Genomic DNA, 19,714 nt, shown 5'->3' with positions numbered 1-19,714 from the left:
CGGCATCGCGGGTTTCTCCCGCGCGTCGAGATCTGCCTGTTCCTGCTCCTTCGCATGGACTCGCGCGCGAAACGCGTGCGCGAGCATAAACAAAGAAGGAGAGACCTCTTGGAAGGTCCTGAAATCACGTTCGCCGAAGCCGTCCTCGACAACGGACGCTTCGGCACCCGCACGGTCCGGTTCGAGACCGGCCGCCTCGCGCAGCAGGCGCAGGGCGCCGTTGCCGCGTACCTCGACGAGGAGACCATGCTGCTGTCGGCCACGAGCGCCGGCAAGCACCCGCGCGAAGGGTTCGACTTCTTCCCGCTGACCGTCGACGTCGAGGAGCGCTCGTACGCCGCCGGCAAGATCCCCGGCTCGTTCTTCCGCCGCGAGGGGCGCCCGTCCACCGAGGCGATCCTCGTCTGCCGTCTCATCGACCGCCCGCTGCGCCCGTCGTTCGTCGATGGTCTCCGCAACGAGGTGCAGATCGTCATCACCGTGCTGAGCATCGCCCCGGGCGAGTTCTACGACGCGCTCGCGATCAACGCGGCATCGCTGTCCACCCAGATCTCCGGGCTGCCGTTCTCGGGCCCGATCGCGGGCGTTCGCCTCGCGCTCATTCCCGGCCACGGCGAGCACGCCGACCAGTGGGTCGCGTTCCCGACGGTGTCCCAGCTCGAGGAGGCGGTGTTCGACATCATCGTCGCCGGCCGCGTGCTCGATGACGGCGACGTCGCGATCATGATGGTCGAGGCCGAGGCCACCGAGGGCAGCTGGAACCTCATCAAGGCGGGCGCGACCAAGCCCAGCGAAGAGGTCGTGGCCCAGGGCCTCGAGGCGGCCAAGCCCTTCATCAAGGAGCTTGTCGCGGCGCAGAACGCCGTCGCGAGCACCGCCGCGAAGGAGGTCCGGGAGTACCCGGTGTTCCTGCCCTACTCGCAGCAGACCTACGACTTCGTCGCCGGCCGCGCCTACGACCGCCTCGTCTCGATCTACCAGATCGCCGACAAGGTCGAGCGCCAGAACGCGGATGACGCGCTCAAGGACGAGGTCAAGGCCCAGGTCGTCGCGGCCACCGAGTCCGGCGAGCTGTCGCCGGCCGCGCCGCTCGAGTTCGCCGCCGCCTACAAGTCGGTCACGAAGGTGATCGTGCGCGGCCGCATCCTGCAGGAGGGCGTTCGCATCGACGGCCGCGGGCTGGCCGACATCCGTCCGCTCGACGCGGAGGTGCAGGTCATCCCGCGCGTCCACGGCTCGGCGATCTTCCAGCGCGGCGAGACCCAGATCCTGGGCGTCACGACGCTGAACATGCTCAAGATGGAGCAGCAGATCGACTCGCTGTCGCCCGTGACGAGCAAGCGCTACCTGCACCACTACAACTTCCCGCCCTACTCGACCGGCGAGACCGGCCGTGTGGGCAGCCCGAAGCGTCGCGAGATCGGGCACGGCTTCCTCGCCGAGCGCGCGCTCGTGCCGGTGCTGCCCTCGCGCGAGGAGTTCCCGTACGCGATTCGCCAGGTCTCCGAGGCCCTCGGCTCCAACGGCTCGACGTCGATGGGTTCGGTGTGCGCGTCCACGCTGTCGTTGCTCAACGCTGGTGTGCCGCTGCGCGCGCCCGTCGCGGGCATCGCGATGGGGCTGGTGTCCGACCAGGTCGACGGCCAGACCCGCTATGCGGCCCTGACTGACATCCTGGGCGCGGAGGACGCGCTCGGCGACATGGACTTCAAGGTCGCCGGCACGAGCGAGTTCGTCACCGCCATCCAGCTCGACACGAAGCTCGACGGCATCCCGTCGTCGGTGCTCGCGGGGGCCCTGCAGCAGGCGAAGGACGCTCGCCTCACGATCCTCGACGTGGTCAACGCCGCGATCGACGGCCCCGACGAGATGGCGCCGACGGCACCGCGCGTGATCAGCGTGCAGATCCCGGTCGACAAGATCGGCGAGCTGATCGGCCCGAAGGGCAAGACGATCAACGCCATCCAGGACGAGACCGGCGCGCAGATCTCCATCGAGGAGGACGGCACGGTGTACATCGGCGCGACCGACGGCCCCTCGGCCGAGGCGGCCCGCGCCCAGGTCAACGCGATCGCCAACCCGACCAACCCGGAGGTGGGCGAGCAGTTCCTCGGCACGGTCGTCAAGATCGCCGCGTTCGGCGCGTTCGTCTCGCTGCTGCCCGGCAAGGACGGACTGCTGCACATCAGCGAGATCCGCAAGCTCGCCGGCGGCAAGCGCGTCGAGAACATCGAAGACGTGCTGTCGGTCGGGCAGAAGCAGCTCGTGCGCATCACGAAGGTCGACGACCGCGGCAAGCTGTCGCTCGAGCCGGTGCTCGACGAGCCCGCGGCGGAGCCGATCGGCGCCTGACGGCCCAAAGAAGTGACGGCCCGGTCGTCCGCGCGAGCGGGCGGCCGGGCCATTCTCATCAAACCGTTATGGAATGTTCACCAACAGGCCGTCACAACGCCGGGCTGCGCACAAAGCCTGCCCTAACCTCGTATAAAGCGTCGGGGGCGGCGCTGTTTGCTCCACGAAACCGAACATCGCCAGGTCTCGTGAGGGGGTGCCACACATGCAGCGCAACGGCGTCGGCTCAGCCGGTGCTTCAGAGAGCACGACGAAGTCGTCGTTCCCGCCGACCTCGCCCGTGGCCGCGCCGCGTGAGCACCCGTCCGCCCCGATCCCCGTGCAGGGTCCGCCGCTCGGTGCCGCCGTGCGCGTGCCGCTGGGCGAGACCGGAATGCACGTCTTCCCGTTCATCCTGGGCGGTTCGGAGTTCGGCTGGCACGTCGACAACGACGAGAGCCGGGCGATCCTCGACCGTTACGCCGGCCTCGGCGGCAACATCGTGCACACCTCCGACAACTACGCGTCGGGGCGCAGCGAGCACATCATCGGCCAGTGGATCGCCGACCGGGGCCTGCGCGACGAGATGATCGTCGCCACCCGGGTGGGCGGGAACGCCGACAACCCCGGCCTCGGGCCGGTCAATCTCGTCCGCGCTGTCGAGGCGTCGCTGCGCCGCCTCGGCACGGACCGCATCGACATCCTCTACCTCGATGACAGCGGAAGCTCCCCGGCAGCGCTCGACGACACCCTCGCGACCGCCGAGTGGCTCGTCGAGACGGGCAAGGCGCGGGCACTGGGCGCGTTCGGCTTCGGGGCCGAGCGACTTGTGGAGGCGCGCATCCTGTCCTCCGCCGGCTACCCGCGCCTGACGGTGCTCGACGTGCCCTACAACATGCTGCGCCGCAACGACTTCGAGGGCGACCTGCGGCTCGTGGCCGGAGCGCAGGGCATGGCTGTGACCCCGTCGCACGCGCTGCAGCACGGCTTTCTCTCCGGCCGCCACCGCTCCCGCTCCCGCACCGGCCTCGGCGTGCGCGGCAGCCAGCTGGTGAGCAGCCTCAACCGGCGAGGCAGCCGCACGCTTCGCGCGCTCGACTCCGTGGCCGGCGAGCTCGGGGTTCCCGACGCCGCCGTCGCCATCGCGTGGCTGCTGGCCCAGAAGACCGTCGTCGCACCGATCGTCAACGCGTTCGAGCCGCAGCACGTCGACGAGCTCGTGCAGGGCGTGGGCGTGCGCCTCAGCCGCGCGCAGCTTGCCGAGCTCACGCGCGCCGTCGAATGAGCCCGCGGTGACCCACTACCTCTACCTTGTGCGCCACGGCGAGCAACAGGATGCCGAGCACGGCCTGCCTGACGGCCCGCTCTCGCCGCGCGGCCGTCGCCAGGCATCGCTGCTGGCCGACCGGCTCTCGGGCGTGCCGTTCGACGCGATGTGGAACTCGCCGCTGCAGCGGGCGGCGCAGACCGCGCAGACGGTCGCCGAGCGCCTGCCTGCGCTGTCGCCCGAGCCGACCGCACTGCTGTTCGACTGCGTGCCCACCGGCGTGACCGGCGAGACGCCGGCCGCGTTCGAGCCCTTCTTCGGCGCTGTCACCGACGAGCAGGTCGAGGCGGGACGGGCGCAGATGGCGGATGCCGTGAGCGAGTTCCTCGTGCGCAAGCCGGGCGAGGTGCACGAGTTGCTGATCACCCATAACTTCGTCATCGCGTGGTTCGTACGCGAGGTGCTGCAGGCGCCGGAGTGGCGGTGGATGACGATCAACCAGGCCAACTGCGGCCTGACCGTGCTGGCGCAGAAGCCCGGCCGGCCGTGGACGCTGCTCACGCACAACGACCTCGCCCACTTGCCGGTCGAGCTGCGCACGGGCCTGCCCGAGCCCCTGCGGTTCTGAGTGTCGCGCGTCCCGCGGGCATAACTCAGTCTTTGCCGCGGCTGCGCGCCGCGCCACCCCGCGATGGCACAGGTGGCGCCCGCCGCGCCCGCCGCACAGGCTGAGTTCGTGCGCGCTACAGGCGCTTGGCCAGCCACACTGTGGCGTTCGGGTTCTGGTTGAAACGCTCGACGAGCTCGAAGCCCGACGCCGCGTAGAGCGCCGCGGCGGCCTCGAGCGAGTGGTGCGTGTCGAGCACGAGCTCGGCGGCGCCCCACGCGCGAGCGCGCGACTCCAGCGCGCTCAGCAGCATCCGCCCCCACCCGCGCCCCCGGCCCGCCGGCTGCACGTACAGGTGCTTGATCTCGTAGCGCACTCCGGCCGGGCCGTCGGGGATGCGGCGGACGCCGCCGCATCCGCTTGGCTCGCCGTCGTCGCCTCGCAGCACGAGGAACACGCCCGCCGGCGGCGTGAACGCGGAGGGGTCGGGGAAGGTCGGCGTGTACACGGCGCCTTGGCGCGCGAAGCCGATCTCGCGGGAGCGGAAGTACTCGGTGAGCAGCTCGTGCGCCAGCGCCGAGTCGACGGGGAGATCGCGAACGGATGCCACGCGACTACCCTACGGCCGCCCCGCCGCCCGCCAACCTAGGATGGAGCCATGACGCGCGTTGCCATTGTGGGGGGCACCGGCAAGCTCGGCGGAATCATCCGCGAGGTCGTGGACGGGCTCGACGGATTCGAGGTCGCCGCCGTGCTGACCTCGCGCAGCGGGCTCGACGAGGTGGCCGGCGCCGACCTCGTGGTCGACGCGTCGACACCCGCCGTGAGCATCGACGTCGTGCGCGCCGCGATCGAGCGCGGCATCAACGTGCTCGTCGGCACGTCGGGGTGGTCGGCGGAGCGCATCGCGCTCGTGCGCCCGCTCGTCGACGCCGCCGGAACCGGCGCGGTGTTCATCCCGAACTTCTCGCTCGGCTCGGTGCTCGGCACCGCGCTCGCCGCGGCGGCGGCGCCATTCTTCCCGTCCGTGGAGATCGTCGAGGCGCACCGCGAGACCAAGGTCGACTCGCCCAGCGGCACCGCGGTGCGCACCGCCGAGCTGATCGCGGCGGCCCGCGTCGAGCGCGGACCGGTGGACGCGCCGCACGCCGACCAGCGTGCGCGCGGCCAGCAGGTCGCCAGCGTCCCGGTGCACTCGCTGCGCCGGCCGGGCGTCGTCGCGCGGCAGGAGACGATCCTGTCGGGGCCGGGGGAGTCGCTGTCGATCGTGCACGACACGGTGGACCCCGCGCTGGCCTACGCGCCCGGCATCCGCATCGCCCTCGAGGCCGCTCGCGACGCGCGCGGGGTCGTCGTCGGGCTGGAGAACTTCGTCGACATCGGGGTGGGGGCGTCGGCCCTTCGACAAGCTCAGGGGCCGGATGCGGCTCAGGGGGCGGAGGGCGGGCTCGCCGAGGACGGCGTCTCCGGCCAGGCCGCCAGAGCAACCGGGGCATGAGCGCACGGGCGGGCGTGGCCGTCATGGCCACGCTGCTGCTGTTGTACATCGTGCTGGTCGGTCAGCGCGCCGTGCTGCTGCTGACGAGCGGCGACGGGCTCGGCGTCGCGATGGGCGCCGCTCTCGTGGTGCTGCCGCTCGTGGCCGTGTGGGCGTTGGGGCGCGAGCTGTGGTTCGGCTGGCGCGCCGAACAGCTCGGTCGACGCCTCGAGGCCGAGGGCGCCGCGCCCGACGAGACGGTGCGCGTGCGCCCCAGCGGGCGTGCGTTGCGCGAGGATGCGGATGCCGCGTTCCCGGCGTTCCGCGCGGACGCCGAGCAGCACCCCGACGACTGGCGGGTGTGGTTCCGGCTCGGCGTCGCGTACGACGGGGCGGGAGACCGTCGCCGGGCACGGGAGGCCGTGCGGCGCGCGATCGCGCTGGAGTCGGCCCAGCGCCGGGCAACCCCCGGTCGTTGAGCCCGAGGCACCCCCTCCGCCTTCCCCGAATTCTCCTGATTTCGCGCACTCAGGCCGATTCGGCGCGGAACGTCCTGAGCACGCGAAATCACCTGATCTGGCGAAACCCGAGGGCGACCGCCCTTCGACAAGCTCAGGGGTCGGAGGCGGTGACCAGGGCGGCGTCGACCGCGTCCTCCACTGTCGGGTGGCGGAACGAGAAGCCGGATGCCTGCAGCACCTCCGGCACGACGTCCATGTCCGCCGTGAGGATCGCCTCCGTGGCATCCTTCCCCAGCACGAGCTTCATGCCCCATTCCGGCGCGCGCACGACGAACGGCCGGTTCAGCGCGACCGCGAGCGCGAACCCGAGGTCGTTGGCGGTGGCGCGCGCGGGCCCCGTGAGGTTGACCGGGCCCGCGATGCCGTGGTCGATGACGTGCCGGATCGCGCGCACCTGGTCGTCGAGCGAGATCCACGGCCACACCTGCGTTCCGCGCCCGACCGGCCCCGAGACGCCGGCCTTCGTGAGCAGCACCAGGGGCTTGAGCACGCCGTCGAGATGCACGACCGGCGCCGTCCGCAGCATCGCGACGCGCGTGTGCTCGCCGGCTCCGCGCGCCGCAGCCTCCCACTGCGCGCACAGGTCGGCGGCGAACGTGTCGCCGCGCGGCGAGTCCTCGGTCAGCTTCGCGCCGGGCGCCGACCCGTAGTAGCCGACGGCCGACGCCGACACGAACGCGGGCGCGTCGCCGCCGAGCGCGCGCAGCGCGGCGGCCAGTGTGCGCGTCGGGGTGATGCGCGACCACAGCAGCTCGGACTTGTACCGGCTCGTCCACGGGAAGCGCCCGAGGCTCGCGCCGTTGAGCCCGACGACCGCGTCCGCTCCGGCGAGGACGTCGGGATGCAGCGGCACGCTGTCGCTGAGCCACTCGACTTCGTGCGGCTTGCGCGGCGGCCGGCGCACGAGGGTCGTCACCGCGACGCCGTCGGCGCGCAGGCTCTCAACGAGCGCCGAGCCGATCAGGCCCGAGCCGCCGGCGACAACGACGCGGCGCGGCATCCGTCCGCTCCCGTCAGGCGAGCGCGGCCTCGAGCGTGATCTCGATGCCGGCGAGCGCCTGCGACACTGGGCACCCGGCCTTGGCCTCCTCGGCGATGCGCGCGAAGTCGGCCGCGCTCAGCCCGGGCACGCTCGCCTCGACGTTGAGGTGGCTGCCGGTGATGCCCTTGCCCGGGACGAAAGTGACGGATGCCGTCGTGTCCACGCTCTGCGGGGGCGTGCCGTTCTGGGCCAGCGCGTGCGACAGCGCCATGCTGAAGCACGACGAGTGCGCCGCGGCGATGAGCTCTTCGGGTGTGGTGACCGAGTCGGAGCCCTCGCTGCGCGCCTTCCAGTTCACGGCGAACGGGCCCTGGTGCGAGGTCTGCAGCGCGACATCCCCCGAGCCCTCGGCGAGGCTCCCCTTCCACGACGTTTTGGCTTCGCTGGTGACGCTCATCTGTTCCTCCTCGCGGATGCCGCGCGCGTTCGGCGCACGCGGCCAGCCTAGTACGAGAGCAGAACGCGGTCTCGTGCTGCCGCGGGGATGTCAGCGCTCGGTTCGCGGGCCGTACTTCTCGTCGACGACTGTGCTGGTGAGGCTGATGCCGTCCGGGTAGCTCGCCCAGTCGAGTCCGAGCTCGTCGGCGGCGGCGGTGAGATCCACGACCACGCGCGCGGAGGTTGAGGCTCGGAGGCGGTAGTAGTCCGGGTCGCGGCTCGACGCGTCGCGTGCGGCGAGCACGAGCGACTCCAGGTCGTCGGCGGCGAGCGGCTCGGCTCCGGCCACCACCGCCTCGATCAGGAGCCCGCGCGCAAATCCGCTGGAACTGCCCTTGACCTCGACGCTCTCGGCGCGATCGACGGCGGCGAGCACCGCCTGCCGCACGGCGTCGTTGTTGTCGGACGGGTGCGACTGCCCGCCCGAGCCGCACGCGGCCAGCCAGAGCGCGGCGAGCACGCACATCACCGCCGTCATCGTCCGTCGTGCTCTCACACCCGCTCCGTTCGTCTAGCTGCCCGCGGCCATTCGGGTCAGCTCGAGCTCGACGACATCGCGGCTGGGCACCCCGCCGAACCTCGTCTGCACGACGCCGTCGCGGTCGAGGATGAGCGTCGTCGGCGTCTGCAGCACGCGGAACTGCCGCGCGAGGTCGGGGCGGCCAGTGAGGTCGACGTCCACGTGCAGCACGCCGTCCTCGCTGTCGGCGACCGACGCGAGCGTGCGGTGCGCGTCGGCGCAGCGCTTGCCCGACTCCGCGCTGAACTGCAGCAGCGTGGCGCGGTCGCCGAGCCGCTCGGCGCCGAGCCGCCCCGCCTCGACCACTTCGCCCGGCACAGCGGGGCGAACACGGGTCCGCGGGCGCCGCACGCACAGCGCGAAGGCCACCGTCGCAACCAGCAGCAGGGCAAGCCCGATGAGCGCGCTCGGAATGGTCACGATCGACCAGCCTAGAGGGCATCGCCCGGTATCGTGGCATCCGTGACCGCGCCCATCCCGACTCCGTACGAGGACCTGCTGCGCGACGTGCTCGAAGGCGGCACGCACAAGTCCGACCGCACCGGCACCGGAACCACAAGCGTCTTCGGCCGACAGCTGCGGTTCGACCTGTCGCGAGGCTTCCCGCTCATCACCACCAAGCGCGTGCACTTCCGCTCGATCGCGTACGAGCTGCTGTGGTTCCTGCGCGGAGAGTCGAACGTGCGGTGGCTGCAGGAGCGCGGCGTCACGATCTGGGACGAGTGGGCGGATGCCTCGGGCGAGCTCGGCCCCGTCTACGGCGTGCAGTGGCGGTCGTGGCCGACGCCGAGCGGCGGCCACATCGACCAGATCGCGCAGGTCGTCGAGCAGATCCGCTCCACGCCCGACTCGCGACGGCTCGTCGTGTCGGCGTGGAACCCCGCCGACATCCCCGACATGGCGCTCGCGCCCTGCCACGCGCTGTTCCAGTTCTACGTCGCCGACGGCCGGCTGTCGTGCCAGCTGTACCAGCGCAGCGCCGACATGTTCCTGGGCGTGCCGTTCAACATCGCCTCGTACGCGCTGCTCACCCTCATGATCGCCCAGCAGACGGGCCTGGAGCCCGGCGACTTCGTGTGGACCGGCGGCGACTGCCACATCTACGACAACCACCTCGAGCAGGTGCGCGAGCAGCTCACGCGCGACCCGTACCCGTACCCGACGCTGCGGCTGGCCCGCACGCCCGCGTCGGTGTTCGACTACGAGTTCGACGACTTCGTCGTGGAGGACTACCAGCACCACCCGGCGATCCGCGGCGCCGTCGCGGTATGACCTCTGCCGCGGGCGCCGCGTCGGTCGGGCTGGTCTGGGCGCAGGCGCGCGGCGGCGTCATCGGCGCGGGCGGCGGGATGCCCTGGCACGTCCCGGAAGACCTGGCGCACTTCAAGTCGGTCACGATGGGCGCGCCCGTTGTCATGGGCCGCAAGACGTGGGAGTCGTTCCCCGATCGCTTCCGGCCGCTCCCCGGGCGGCGCAACATCGTCGTGACGCGCAACGGCGAGTGGTCGGCCGCGGGCGCGGAGCGCGCGGCATCCCTCGACGCGGCGCTCGCTCTGGCCGCGGAGGGCCATCCCGACACGATCTGGGTGATCGGCGGGGGAGAGCTGTTCCGCGACGCGATCGCCGCGGCCGACGCGCTGGAGGTCACCGAGCTCGACCTCGATGTCGACGGCGACGCGTTCGCGCCGTCGACATCGGGGTGGGATGCCGCGGCCACCGACCCCGCGGAGGGATGGCACGTCTCGCGCGCCGGCATCCCGTACCGCTTCGTCACCTACCGCCGCGCCCCCGGTTCGGGCGGCGCGGCGCGCGCGATAGCCTGAAAGCATGACCAATCCCTTTGGGCAGGTGCTTGTCGCGCTCGTGACCCCGATGACCGCAGACGGCGAGGTCGACTGGCCCGCTGTCGAAAAGCACATCGACGATGTCGTGACCGCGGGCGCGGACGGCATTGTCGTCACCGGCACGACGGGCGAGACCAGCACCCTCACCGACCCGGAGAAGCTCGAGCTCGTCAAGGTCGGCAAGCTCGTCGCCGGGGACCGGGCCAAGATCATCACCGGCGGCGGCTCGAACGAGACGGCCCACGCGATCGAGCTGTACAAGGCGAGCGAGCGCGCCGGCGCCGACGGCATCATGATCGTCACGCCGTACTACAACAAGCCGACGCAGGCCGGCATCCTCACGCACTTCCGCCTCGTGGCGGACGCGACCGACCTGCCCGTCATCCTGTACGACATCCCCGGCCGCACCGGCGTGCCCATCACATACGAGACGATCCTGCGGATCGCCAAGCACCCCAACGTGCTCGCCATCAAAGACGCCAAGGGCGACTTCAGCGAGGTCAGCCGCGTGCTCAACCAGACCGACCTGATGTACTTCTCCGGCGACGACGCCAACGTGCTGCCGCACCTCGCGATCGGGGCGACGGGCCTCATCGGCGTCACCGCCAACATCACGCCGGGGCCGTACCGCACGATCGTCGACGCGGTGAACCGCGGCGACCTGGCCACCGCGACGGCCGAGCACAAACGGCTCGAGCCGCTCGTGCGCGCGGTCATGACGCACATTCCCGGCACCGTGAGCGCGAAGTACATCCTGCACGGGCTGGGCCGCATCGGCAGCCCGCGCGTGCGCCTGCCGCTGGTGGGCCCCGAGGAGTGGGAGGCGGCGGTCATCGAGGACGAGCTCGCTCTCGTCAAAGACGTGCCGGGCGCCGACTTCTCCAACTTCCGCCCCGACCGCAACGCCGCCGCCGGCGGTGCGCTGCCGAAGGTGCACGGCACGACTCGATGAGCGAGGCTCGATGACTCCGATCACTGTCCAAGACCCGCCCGCGCTCGATCCGGGCACGCTGCGAGTCACCCCCCTCGGCGGCCTCGGCGAGGTCGGGCGCAACATGACGGTGTTCGAGCACGGGGGAAAGCTCCTCGTCATCGACTGCGGCGTGCTGTTCCCCGAGGAGCACCAGCCCGGGGTGGACCTCATCCTCCCCGACTTCGAGCCGATCAAGGACCGCCTCGACGACATCGTCGCGGTCGTGCTCACGCACGGCCACGAGGACCACATCGGCGCCGTGCCGTACCTGCTGCGCCTCAAACCCGACATCCCTCTCGTCGGCTCCGCGCTCACGCTTGCGCTCGTGGAGGCCAAGCTCAAAGAGCATCGCATCAAGCCGTACACGCTGCTGGTGGCGGAGGGCGGGCGCGAGCGGCTCGGCCCGTTCGACTGCGAGTTCGTCGCGGTGAACCATTCGATCCCGGATGCCTTGGCCGTCGCCGTCCGCACGCCGGCGGGCATGGTGCTGGCCACGGGCGACTTCAAGATGGACCAGCTGCCGCTGGATGACCGGCTCACTGACCTCCGCGCCTTCGCGCGCCTGGGCGAGGAGGGCGTCGACCTGTTCCTCGTCGATTCCACCAACGCCGACGTGCCGGGCTTCACACCGCTCGAGCGCAGCATCGGCCCGGTGCTGGACCAGGTGATCGGCAAGGCGCCGCGTCGCGTGATCGTGGCGAGCTTCTCCAGCCACGTGCACCGCGTGCAGCAGGTGCTCGACGCCGCGGCTGCGCACGGGCGCCGTGTCGCCCTGCTCGGCCGCAGCATGGTGCGCAACATGTCGATCGCGGCCGAGCTCGGCTACCTCAACGTGCCCGACGGCGTGCTCATCGACTACAAGAAGGCGCGCGAGCTGCCCGACAACCGCATCGTGTACATGTCCACGGGGTCGCAGGGCGAGCCGATGGCCGTGCTGTCGCGCATGGCCAACCTCGACCACGAGATCGAGCCCGGCCCGGGCGACACGGTCATCCTCGCGTCGAGCCTCATCCCGGGCAACGAGAACGCCGTGTACCGCGTGATCGACGGGCTCACCAAGCTTGGCGCGAACGTCGTGCACAAGGGCAACGCCAAGGTCCACGTGTCGGGGCATGCCGCCGCAGGCGAGCTGCTCTACTGCTACAACATCCTGCAGCCGCGCAACGTGCTGCCCGTGCACGGCGAGTACCGGCACCTGATGGCGAACGCGCGGCTCGCGCAAGACACCGGCATCCCGGCCGAGCGCACGATCCTCGCCGAGAACGGCACCGTCATCGACCTGCGCGGCGGCGACGCGCGCGTGGTCGGGCAGCTCGACCTCGGATTCGTCTACGTCGACGGGTCGACGGTCGGCGAGATCACCGACGCCGACCTGAAAGACCGCCGCATCCTCGGGGAGGAGGGCTTCATCTCGGTGATCGTGGTGGTGGACGCCGCGACAGGGCAGATCATCACCGGGCCCGAGATCCACGCCCGCGGCTTCGCCGAGGACGACAGCGTGTTCGACGATGTCAAGCCCAAGATCGCGGCCGCGCTGGCGGATGCCGCGCACTCGGGCGTGCGCGACCAGCACGCGCTCGCGCAGGTCGTGCGCCGCACGATCGGCCGCTGGGTGAGCCAGCGGCTGCGCCGCCGGCCCATGATCGTGCCGCTTGTGATCGAGGCGTAGCGCGCGGCCATGGCAGCGACATTCTTCCACGGGGGCCGCGTGTGGCGCGGGGCCGGCAAGCCCGACGCCGACGCGCTGCTTGTTCGCGACGGCCGGGTGGTCGCCACCGGCGACGAGGCCGCACGCCTGGCGGGCGCCGCCGAGGATGTCGAGTCGGTGGACCTGGAGGGCGGCTTCCTCATGCCCTCGTTCGGCGACGGGCACGCGCACCCGCTGTTCGGCGGCCTGGAGGCGGAGGGGCCCGCCGTCCGCCCGTGCGCATCGGTCGACGAGATCGTCGCCGAGGTGCGGCGGCACGCGCAAGAGCACCCCGACGCCGAGTGGATCTTCGGCGCGTCGTACGACGGCAGCCTGTCAGAGGGCGGCCTCTTCGACGCGCGGTGGCTTGATCGGGCCGTCGCCGATCGGCCGGTGGTGCTGCGCGCGTGGGACTACCACACGATCTGGGTGAACTCGAAGGCGCTCGCCCTCGCCGGCATCACGGCCGAGACGCCTGATCCCGAACTCGGCGAGATTCCGCATCGCGCCGACGGCGAGCCGCTGGGCACATTGCGCGAGTGGGGCGCGATCGATCTCGTGATGGGCATCGCGCCCGCGCGCGCCGCGGAGGAGAGGATGCGGGCGCTTGCCGCCGCGGGAAGCTATTTTCTCGCGCGAGGAGTGACGTGGGTGCAGGATGCCTGGGTCGAGCCTGCCGATGTCGACACCTACGTGGAGGCGGCCGTGCGCGGCATCCTCCCCTTGCGGGTCAACCTCGCGCAGTACGCCGACCCTCGGCATTTCGGCCACCAACTGCCCGCCATGGTCCGCGCGCGCGACCGCGTCGCCGAGCTCGGCTGCCCGCTGCTGACCGCGCACACCGTGAAGTTCTTCGCCGATGGTGTGATCGAGAACGAGACCGGGGCTCTCCTGGAGCCCTACTGCTCCGGCCTGCACGACCACGGCATGCGAGTGTGGGGGCCCGGCGGAGCGCTCGCCGACGCCGTGGCCGCCGTCGACGCAGAAGGCTTCCAGATCCACATCCACGCCATCGGCGACGCGGCCGTCCGCCAGGCGCTCGACGCGATCGAGCACGCTGTCGCGGTGAACGGACCGCGAGACCGGCGCCCGGTCATCGCGCACGCGCAGCTTGTCGACGACGCCGACCTGGCGCGCTTCGCCGAGCTCGGCGTCGTGGCGTGCATGCAACCCCTGTGGGCGCAGTTGGACGCGCTCATGAACGTGCTCACTGTCCCGCGGCTGGGGCAGGCGAGGTCGGACCGGCAGTATCGCATGCGCTCGATCGACGAGTCCGGCGCCGTGTTGTCCTTCGGATCGGATTGGCCCGTGTCCTCCGGCGACCCTCGCGACGGCATGGCCGTGGCGGTCTCTCGCCAGAACGCCGACGGCGAGCCCGCGGACGGCTGGACGCCGCGCGAGATCGTGCCTGTCGAGCGCGCGCTGCACGCCTACTCCACCGCTGTCGCGCACCAGGCGTTCGCAGATCGCGCCGATGCGCCCTGGGGGGCGATCGTGCCTGGCGCGAGCGCCGACCTCGTCCACTTCGCACGCGATCCCCGCGCAACGCGGGGCCGCGCGCTCGCGGCGACGCCGATCGTCGCCACCTACCTCGCCGGAGAGTGTCGCTTCCGTGCAGGGCCGTAACCGATCAGAAAGGAAGCACCATGTCTCCAGAGCAGCTCCACCCGGTCGATAGCCCCACCGAGGCGACGATGCAAGTCACCGAAGGTCGTTTCAAGCGCGTGCTCGGCGTTCCCTCGCTCGTGCTGTTCGGCCTTGTCTACATGGTTCCGCTCACCGTGTTCACCACGTACGGCATCGTCACGGTGCTCACCGGCGGCCGCGTCGCGATGGCGTATGTCGTCACCCTCGTGGTCATGGTCTTCACGGCTCGCTCGTACGCTCGGATGGCGGTTGCCTATCCGTACTCAGGGTCGGCGTACATCTACACGCAGCAGACGTTCGGCGGCGCGATCGGCTTCCTCGCCGGCTGGGCCTTGCTGCTGGACTATCTGTTCCTGCCGATGATCAACTACCTCGTCGTCGGCCTATACCTCACCGAGGCATTCCCCGCGGTTCCGTCGTGGGTGTGGATCGTGGTGTCGATCGCGATCGTGACGGTGCTCAACATCATCGGGATCATCTCGGTCGCGCGCGCGAACTTCGTCATCATCGCGGTGCAGACGATCTTCGTCGTCGTGTTCGTGTGGCTTGCGCTGGGCACCGGCGTCGGCCATGGGGTCGACCCGCTCCGCCCGTTCACCGGCGACGGCTCGGTGGGCGAATTGGGCCCGCTGTTCGGCGGCGCGGCCATCCTGTGCCTGTCCTTCCTCGGATTCGACTCCGTCTCCACGCTGGCGGAGGAGGCGAAGGACGCCAAGCGCACGGTGCCGCGCGCCATCCTGATCACCACGATCGGCGCTGGCCTCGTGTTCATCCTGCTCGCCTTCTCGGCCCAGTTCGCGTATCCGTCGAACCAGTTCGAGTCGGCCGACACTGCGGCGATCGACGTCACCATGGCCGTGGGCAGCCACTGGCTGTCCGCGATGTTCATCGCCGGGTATGTCGCGGGCGCCCTGGGCTCCGCGCTGACCTCGCAGGCGTCGGTTTCGCGCATCCTGTTCGCGATGGGCCGCGACGGCGTGCTTCCGCGCGTGGTGTTCGGCCACTTGAACGAGCGCTTCGGCACTCCGGTGGTCGCCACCCTCGTGGTGTCGGTGTTCTCGCTCGCCGCGATCTGGATCGACCTGGCGCTGCTGTCGAACATGATCAGCTTCGGCGCGCTCATGGCGTTCTCCATGGTGAACCTGTCGGTGCTCAAGCACTACTTCATCGACGAGAAGGAGCGCGCTGGGTCGAAGGTCTTCAGCAACCTGGTGTTGCCCCTCATCGGCTTCGGCCTCACGGTCTGGCTGTGGACGAGCTTGTCCGGGCAGACGTTCGTCGTCGGGCTGTCGTGGCTGGCGCTGGGCTTTGTGATCTTGTTGGTCGTGACTCGGTTCTTCCGCCGCCCCACACCGATGCTCGATCTCAAGGAGTGAGCGCGGCACACTCGTCACAACCGTCACATCCGTAACGCCGCGTCGCTACGCAGGAACCGGGTGCGCCGGCAATAGCGTGGGGGGATGGCCAGGAGCTCGAGCCCGACCAAGGCGACCGGCGCGCCCGCGAAGGCGCCGTCCCGTCGCGCCGCAAAACCCGATCCCGCGCCCAAGCGCTACGCAGACGAGCCCGACAAGCCGCCGCTGATCGCGCGCATGTGGCTCGGCCTGGCGCACGGCGTCGGCGGCATGTTCCGCGCCTTCGGGCCGGAGACTCTGGAGAAGGACCAGCGCCGCGACGGCTTCCCGTTCCTGCTGGTGCTGTTCGCCGTCGCCGGAGCGGTCGTCGAGTGGTTCCTCATCGGCTCCGAGATCGCCGCCACCATCAGCGCGTACACGGGGGGCGCCCTTGTTGGGCGCGTCGCGTTCGTGCTGCCTGTCCTGCTGCTGATCCTCGCGGGATGGCTGTTCCGGCATCCCGCGTCCGTGCACGACAACGGCCGCGTGGGCATCGGCTTCGGCATCCTCACGGTCGCCGTCGCCGCCATCTGCCACGTCGCCGGCGGCCGGCCGGCTCCGAAGCAGGGCCTGCCGGTGCTCAGCGAGGCCGGCGGCCTGTTCGGGTGGATGCTCGGCGAGCCCCTCGCGATGCTGCTGACGAGCGTCGGCGCGTACTGCGTGCTCTCGGTGCTCGCGCTGCTGAGCGTGCTCATCATCACCAAGACGCCGCCGAACCGCATCGGGCCTCGCCTCGGCGACCTCTACGCGTGGATGTTCGGCGCCGAGCCGCGCCCCGAGGCGAGCGAGACCGCTGCCGCGCCGTCCGGCGACGCCGCGCCGGTCGACGACCGTGTGCCGTGGTGGCGGCGCAACAAGACCGGCCGTGAGGACGACCCCGCGGGCATCGGGTCGCAAGACCTCACCGAACTGCTGCCGTCCGGCGGGTCGCAGGGCGGGTTCGACCAGGCCGTCACGACGGCACCCGATGCCGCCACCGAGGTCATCGCCGAGGTCGAGGCGGCGCTGCCCGGGCTGGGCAAGAGCGCCGGCGCGACATCGCTCCTCGACGACGGGCAAGACGCGGGCGACCCCGACCAACTGCCCGGGATGTCGGGATTCGGCTCGGCGGGAGCGGGTGGAAAGCCGCCGACGCAGGCGCCGCCGTACCGCCTGCCCAACCCGGCGGCCCTCGCCGCGGGGTCGCCGCACCGAGAGCGCTCGGCCGCCAACGACAACGTGGTGGCGGCGATCACCAGCGTGCTCGAGCAGTTCCAGGTCGACGCGCGCGTGACCGGATTCTCGCGCGGTCCGACCGTGACGCAGTACGAGATCGAGGTCGGCCCCGGTGTGAAGGTCGAGCGCATCACGGCGCTCACGAACAACATCGCCTACGCCGTGGCCTCGAACGAGGTGCGCATTCTCGCGCCGATTCCCGGAAAGAGCGCGATCGGCGTCGAGATCCCGAACACCGACCGCGAGATCGTGACCCTCGGCGATGTGCTGCGCTCGCCTGCCGCCACCCAGGCGGCGCACCCGATGACCATCGGCATCGGCAAGGACGTCGGCGGCGGCTACGTCGTGGCGAACCTCGCGAAGATGCCGCACCTGCTGGTGGCGGGATCGACGGGCTCGGGCAAGTCGAGCTTCGTGAACTCGATGATCACGAGCCTGCTGATGCGGGCCAAGCCGAGCGACGTGCGCATGGTGCTGATCGACCCCAAGCGTGTCGAGCTGAGCTCGTACGCCGGGGTGCCGCACCTGATCACGCCCATCATCACGAACCCGAAGAAGGCGGCAGAGGCGCTGCAGTGGGTCGTGAAAGAGATGGACATGCGCTACGACGACCTCGCGTCGTTCGGGTTCCGCCATATCGACGACTTCAACAAGGCGGTCGTCGCCGGCGAGGTTGAGGTGCCGCCCGGCAGCGAGCGCGTGCTCAAGCCGTACCCGTACCTGCTCGTGGTCGTCGACGAGCTCGCCGACCTCATGATGGTGGCCCCGCGCGACGTCGAGGACTCGATCGTGCGGATCACACAGCTGGCGCGGGCCAGCGGCATCCATCTCGTCTTGGCCACCCAGCGGCCGTCGGTCGACGTCGTCACCGGGCTCATCAAGGCGAACGTGCCGTCGCGCCTCGCGTTCGCGGTCACGAGCGTGACCGACTCGCGCGTCATCCTCGACCAGCCCGGCGCCGATCGGCTGGTCGGCCAGGGCGACGGCCTGTTCCTGCCGATGGGCGCGTCGAAGGCGCTGCGCGTGCAGGGCGCGTGGGTCAGCGAGGCCGAGATCGAGAAGGTCGTCACGCACGTCACGAACCAGGCGCGGCCCGAGTACCGGGCGGATGTCGAGGCGGCGGCCTCGAAGAAGGAGATCGACGCCGACATCGGAGACGACCTCGAGCTGCTGCTGGCGGCCGCCGAGCTCGTCGTGTCGACGCAGTTCGGGTCGACCTCGATGCTGCAGCGCAAGCTCCGGGTCGGCTTCGCGAAAGCCGGCCGGCTCATGGACCTCCTCGAGTCGCGCGAGATTGTGGGGCCGTCGGAAGGCTCGAAGGCGCGCGACGTCCTGGTCACGGCCGAGCAACTGCCCGACGTGCTCGCGCACTTGCGCGGCGAGGATGTCGCGCCACGCCCGTCGGCCGAGCCCGCGGAGCCGTACGCGGCCGACCCCGTCGAGCAGTCCTATGACGGCTACCCGGTTGTCGACGGAGACGAGGGCTCCGAGGACGCGTGGGGCCTGACCGGCCGCGACTGAGCGCGTGCCCCGAGCGATAGGCTCAGCACGTGGCCGTGCCCCGACAGCTGCCCAACGCGATCACCGTCGTGCGCATCCTGTGTGCGCCCGTGTTCCTGTGGCTGCTCCTGGCCGACGCCGGCGCCGACGGCGCGCTGCGCTGGTGGGCTGCCGGGCTGTTCATTGTCGCGATTGCGACCGACGGCGTCGACGGCTACCTCGCGCGCAAGCACGAGATCGTCACCGACCTCGGCAAGCTGCTCGATCCGATCGCCGACAAGGCGCTCACCGGGTGCGCGTTCGTGGGGCTGTCGATTCTGGCGGAGCTGCCGTGGTGGATCGCGATCGTCGTGCTCGTGCGCGAGGTCGGCATCACGGTGTACCGCCTCGTGGTCGTGAGCGACCACGTGCTCGCGGCGGCGTGGATGGGAAAGCTCAAGACGGTTGCGCAGGCGGTCGCCCTCTCGCTCGCGCTGCTACCGCTGTGGAACGTCGTCGGCGAGTGGATCTGGTGGGTGAACGGCGTGACGATGGCGGTCGCGGTCGCGCTGACGATCGCGAGCGGAGTCGACTACGTCGTCAGCGAGGCGCGCGGCCGGCGCGCACGAGCGGATGCTGCATGAGCACCGTGTCCGCTGAGCTGCCCGACGACGTCGAGGCGACGGCGCTCAGCGCGCGGAGCAGCGAGCCGGAGCGTCTCGTCGCGTGCCTGAGCGAACTGCACTGGACTGTGGGCGTCGCCGAGTCGCTCACCGGCGGGCTCGTCGTATCGGCGCTCGTCGACGTGCCCGGTGCGTCGGCGGTGCTGCGCGGCGGGGTCGTGGCCTACGCCTCGGACGTGAAGCACAGCGTGCTGGGGGTGGACGCGTCGCTCCTGCGCGCGCACGGGGCGGTGCATCCGCTCGTGGCAGCCCAGATGGCCGAGGGCGTGCGCAGGGTGCTCTCGGACGGCCAGCGGCGCTGCGACCTCGGCGTCGCCACCACGGGGATCGCCGGCCCCGACTCGCCGGACGGCCAGCCGGTGGGCACCGTGCACGTGGCTGTGGCGACGCCGCTTGGCGCCCGTGTGGAAACGCTCGCCCTCGCCGGCGGCCGTGAAGCGATCCGTGCTGAAGCGGCGCGTGCTGCCATTCGTCTCGCCCTCGAGGCACTGTAGCCGGGGACCGCCGAGCCGAGCGGCGCGCCCGCGTGGCAGCGCCCTACTGCTGCTGCCCGCCGCCGTCGGGCCCGCCCGTCGCGCCGCCGCCGGGG

Annotated in this window: 19 protein-coding genes; 14 read left to right on the top strand and 5 right to left on the bottom strand. The window is 71.0% G+C overall.

Features of this window, described 5'->3' with window-relative positions; translation table 11 throughout:
• Positions 1-108: 108 nt before the first annotated feature.
• The 3 genes from QM611_RS01465 to QM611_RS01455 all read left to right on the top strand — a co-directional run bounded on the left by QM611_RS01465 (position 109) and on the right by QM611_RS01455 (position 4,226).
• Positions 109-2,352, top strand: a complete 2,244-nt coding sequence (locus QM611_RS01465) for a polyribonucleotide nucleotidyltransferase (RefSeq protein WP_415078130.1) — start codon at positions 109-111, stop codon at positions 2,350-2,352.
• Positions 2,353-2,557: 205 nt separating this feature from the next.
• Positions 2,558-3,616 (top strand): aldo/keto reductase, encoded by a 1,059-nt coding sequence (locus tag QM611_RS01460; protein ID WP_415078142.1) that lies wholly within the window; start codon positions 2,558-2,560, stop codon positions 3,614-3,616.
• 7 nt (positions 3,617-3,623) lie between these two features.
• Complete coding sequence (locus tag QM611_RS01455; RefSeq protein WP_415078129.1) at positions 3,624-4,226, top strand: histidine phosphatase family protein; 603 nt, start codon at positions 3,624-3,626, stop codon at positions 4,224-4,226.
• Between the two features lie 115 nt (positions 4,227-4,341).
• Here the strand turns inward: QM611_RS01455 and QM611_RS01450 are convergent, their stop codons facing one another.
• Complete coding sequence (locus QM611_RS01450) at positions 4,342-4,815, bottom strand: GNAT family N-acetyltransferase (RefSeq protein ID WP_415078128.1); 474 nt, start codon at positions 4,813-4,815, stop codon at positions 4,342-4,344.
• A 48-nt stretch (positions 4,816-4,863) separates the two neighbouring features.
• Between QM611_RS01450 and dapB the strand changes: the two genes are divergently transcribed.
• Positions 4,864-5,703 carry a 4-hydroxy-tetrahydrodipicolinate reductase gene (dapB, locus tag QM611_RS01445; protein WP_415078127.1) on the top strand — a complete coding sequence of 280 codons (840 nt, stop codon included), beginning with the start codon at positions 4,864-4,866 and terminating at the stop codon, positions 5,701-5,703.
• Positions 5,700-6,161: a hypothetical protein gene (locus QM611_RS01440; protein ID WP_415078126.1), complete on the top strand. Its 462-nt coding sequence runs from the start codon at positions 5,700-5,702 to the stop codon at positions 6,159-6,161. Before dapB ends, QM611_RS01440 begins: the two co-directional genes overlap by 4 nt.
• Positions 6,162-6,294: 133 nt before the next feature.
• Here the strand turns inward: QM611_RS01440 and QM611_RS01435 are convergent, their stop codons facing one another.
• The 4 genes from QM611_RS01435 to QM611_RS01420 form a co-directional block, all read right to left on the bottom strand.
• Positions 6,295-7,203, bottom strand: coding sequence for a TIGR01777 family oxidoreductase (locus tag QM611_RS01435; protein WP_415078125.1), 909 nt, complete (start codon positions 7,201-7,203; stop codon positions 6,295-6,297).
• 13 nt (positions 7,204-7,216) lie between these two features.
• A complete protein-coding gene (locus QM611_RS01430) occupies positions 7,217-7,642 on the bottom strand; it encodes an OsmC family peroxiredoxin (RefSeq protein WP_415078124.1) in 426 nt (141 codons plus the stop codon).
• 90 nt (positions 7,643-7,732) lie between these two features.
• A complete protein-coding gene (locus QM611_RS01425; protein WP_415078123.1) occupies positions 7,733-8,179 on the bottom strand; it encodes a hypothetical protein in 447 nt (148 codons plus the stop codon).
• Between the two features lie 15 nt (positions 8,180-8,194).
• Positions 8,195-8,623, bottom strand: coding sequence for a TlpA family protein disulfide reductase (locus QM611_RS01420; protein ID WP_415078122.1), 429 nt, complete (start codon positions 8,621-8,623; stop codon positions 8,195-8,197).
• A 42-nt stretch (positions 8,624-8,665) separates the two neighbouring features.
• Between QM611_RS01420 and QM611_RS01415 the strand changes: the two genes are divergently transcribed.
• The 9 genes from QM611_RS01415 (at position 8,666) to QM611_RS01375 (ending at position 19,619) form a co-directional block, all read left to right on the top strand.
• Complete coding sequence (locus tag QM611_RS01415) at positions 8,666-9,475, top strand: thymidylate synthase (protein WP_415078121.1); 810 nt, start codon at positions 8,666-8,668, stop codon at positions 9,473-9,475.
• Positions 9,472-10,026: a dihydrofolate reductase gene (locus QM611_RS01410; protein ID WP_415078120.1), complete on the top strand. Its 555-nt coding sequence runs from the start codon at positions 9,472-9,474 to the stop codon at positions 10,024-10,026. Before QM611_RS01415 ends, QM611_RS01410 begins: the two co-directional genes overlap by 4 nt.
• A 4-nt stretch (positions 10,027-10,030) precedes the next feature.
• Complete coding sequence (gene dapA / locus QM611_RS01405; RefSeq protein WP_415078119.1) at positions 10,031-10,999, top strand: 4-hydroxy-tetrahydrodipicolinate synthase; 969 nt, start codon at positions 10,031-10,033, stop codon at positions 10,997-10,999.
• A gap of 10 nt (positions 11,000-11,009) precedes the next feature.
• Positions 11,010-12,689 (top strand): ribonuclease J, encoded by a 1,680-nt coding sequence (locus QM611_RS01400; protein ID WP_415078118.1) that lies wholly within the window; start codon positions 11,010-11,012, stop codon positions 12,687-12,689.
• A gap of 9 nt (positions 12,690-12,698) precedes the next feature.
• Positions 12,699-14,333, top strand: a complete 1,635-nt coding sequence (locus QM611_RS01395) for an amidohydrolase (RefSeq protein ID WP_415078117.1) — start codon at positions 12,699-12,701, stop codon at positions 14,331-14,333.
• A 20-nt stretch (positions 14,334-14,353) separates the two neighbouring features.
• Positions 14,354-15,730, top strand: a complete 1,377-nt coding sequence (locus tag QM611_RS01390) for an APC family permease (protein ID WP_415078115.1) — start codon at positions 14,354-14,356, stop codon at positions 15,728-15,730.
• Positions 15,731-15,814: 84 nt separating this feature from the next.
• Positions 15,815-18,484, top strand: coding sequence for a DNA translocase FtsK 4TM domain-containing protein (locus QM611_RS01385; RefSeq protein ID WP_415078114.1), 2,670 nt, complete (start codon positions 15,815-15,817; stop codon positions 18,482-18,484).
• 29 nt (positions 18,485-18,513) lie between these two features.
• Positions 18,514-19,086 (top strand): CDP-diacylglycerol--glycerol-3-phosphate 3-phosphatidyltransferase, encoded by a 573-nt coding sequence (gene pgsA / locus QM611_RS01380; RefSeq protein WP_415078113.1) that lies wholly within the window; start codon positions 18,514-18,516, stop codon positions 19,084-19,086.
• Positions 19,083-19,619 carry a CinA family protein gene (locus QM611_RS01375; protein WP_415078112.1) on the top strand — a complete coding sequence of 179 codons (537 nt, stop codon included), beginning with the start codon at positions 19,083-19,085 and terminating at the stop codon, positions 19,617-19,619. Before pgsA ends, QM611_RS01375 begins: the two co-directional genes overlap by 4 nt.
• The last annotated feature ends 95 nt before the right edge of the window (positions 19,620-19,714 follow it).

This window comes from Microbacterium sp. (genome assembly GCF_047606685.1).
Classification (GTDB): Bacteria; Actinomycetota; Actinomycetes; order Actinomycetales; family Microbacteriaceae; genus Microbacterium.
Note: the sequence above shows the minus strand (reverse complement) of the source record. Positions and strands in the feature narration are given on the sequence as shown.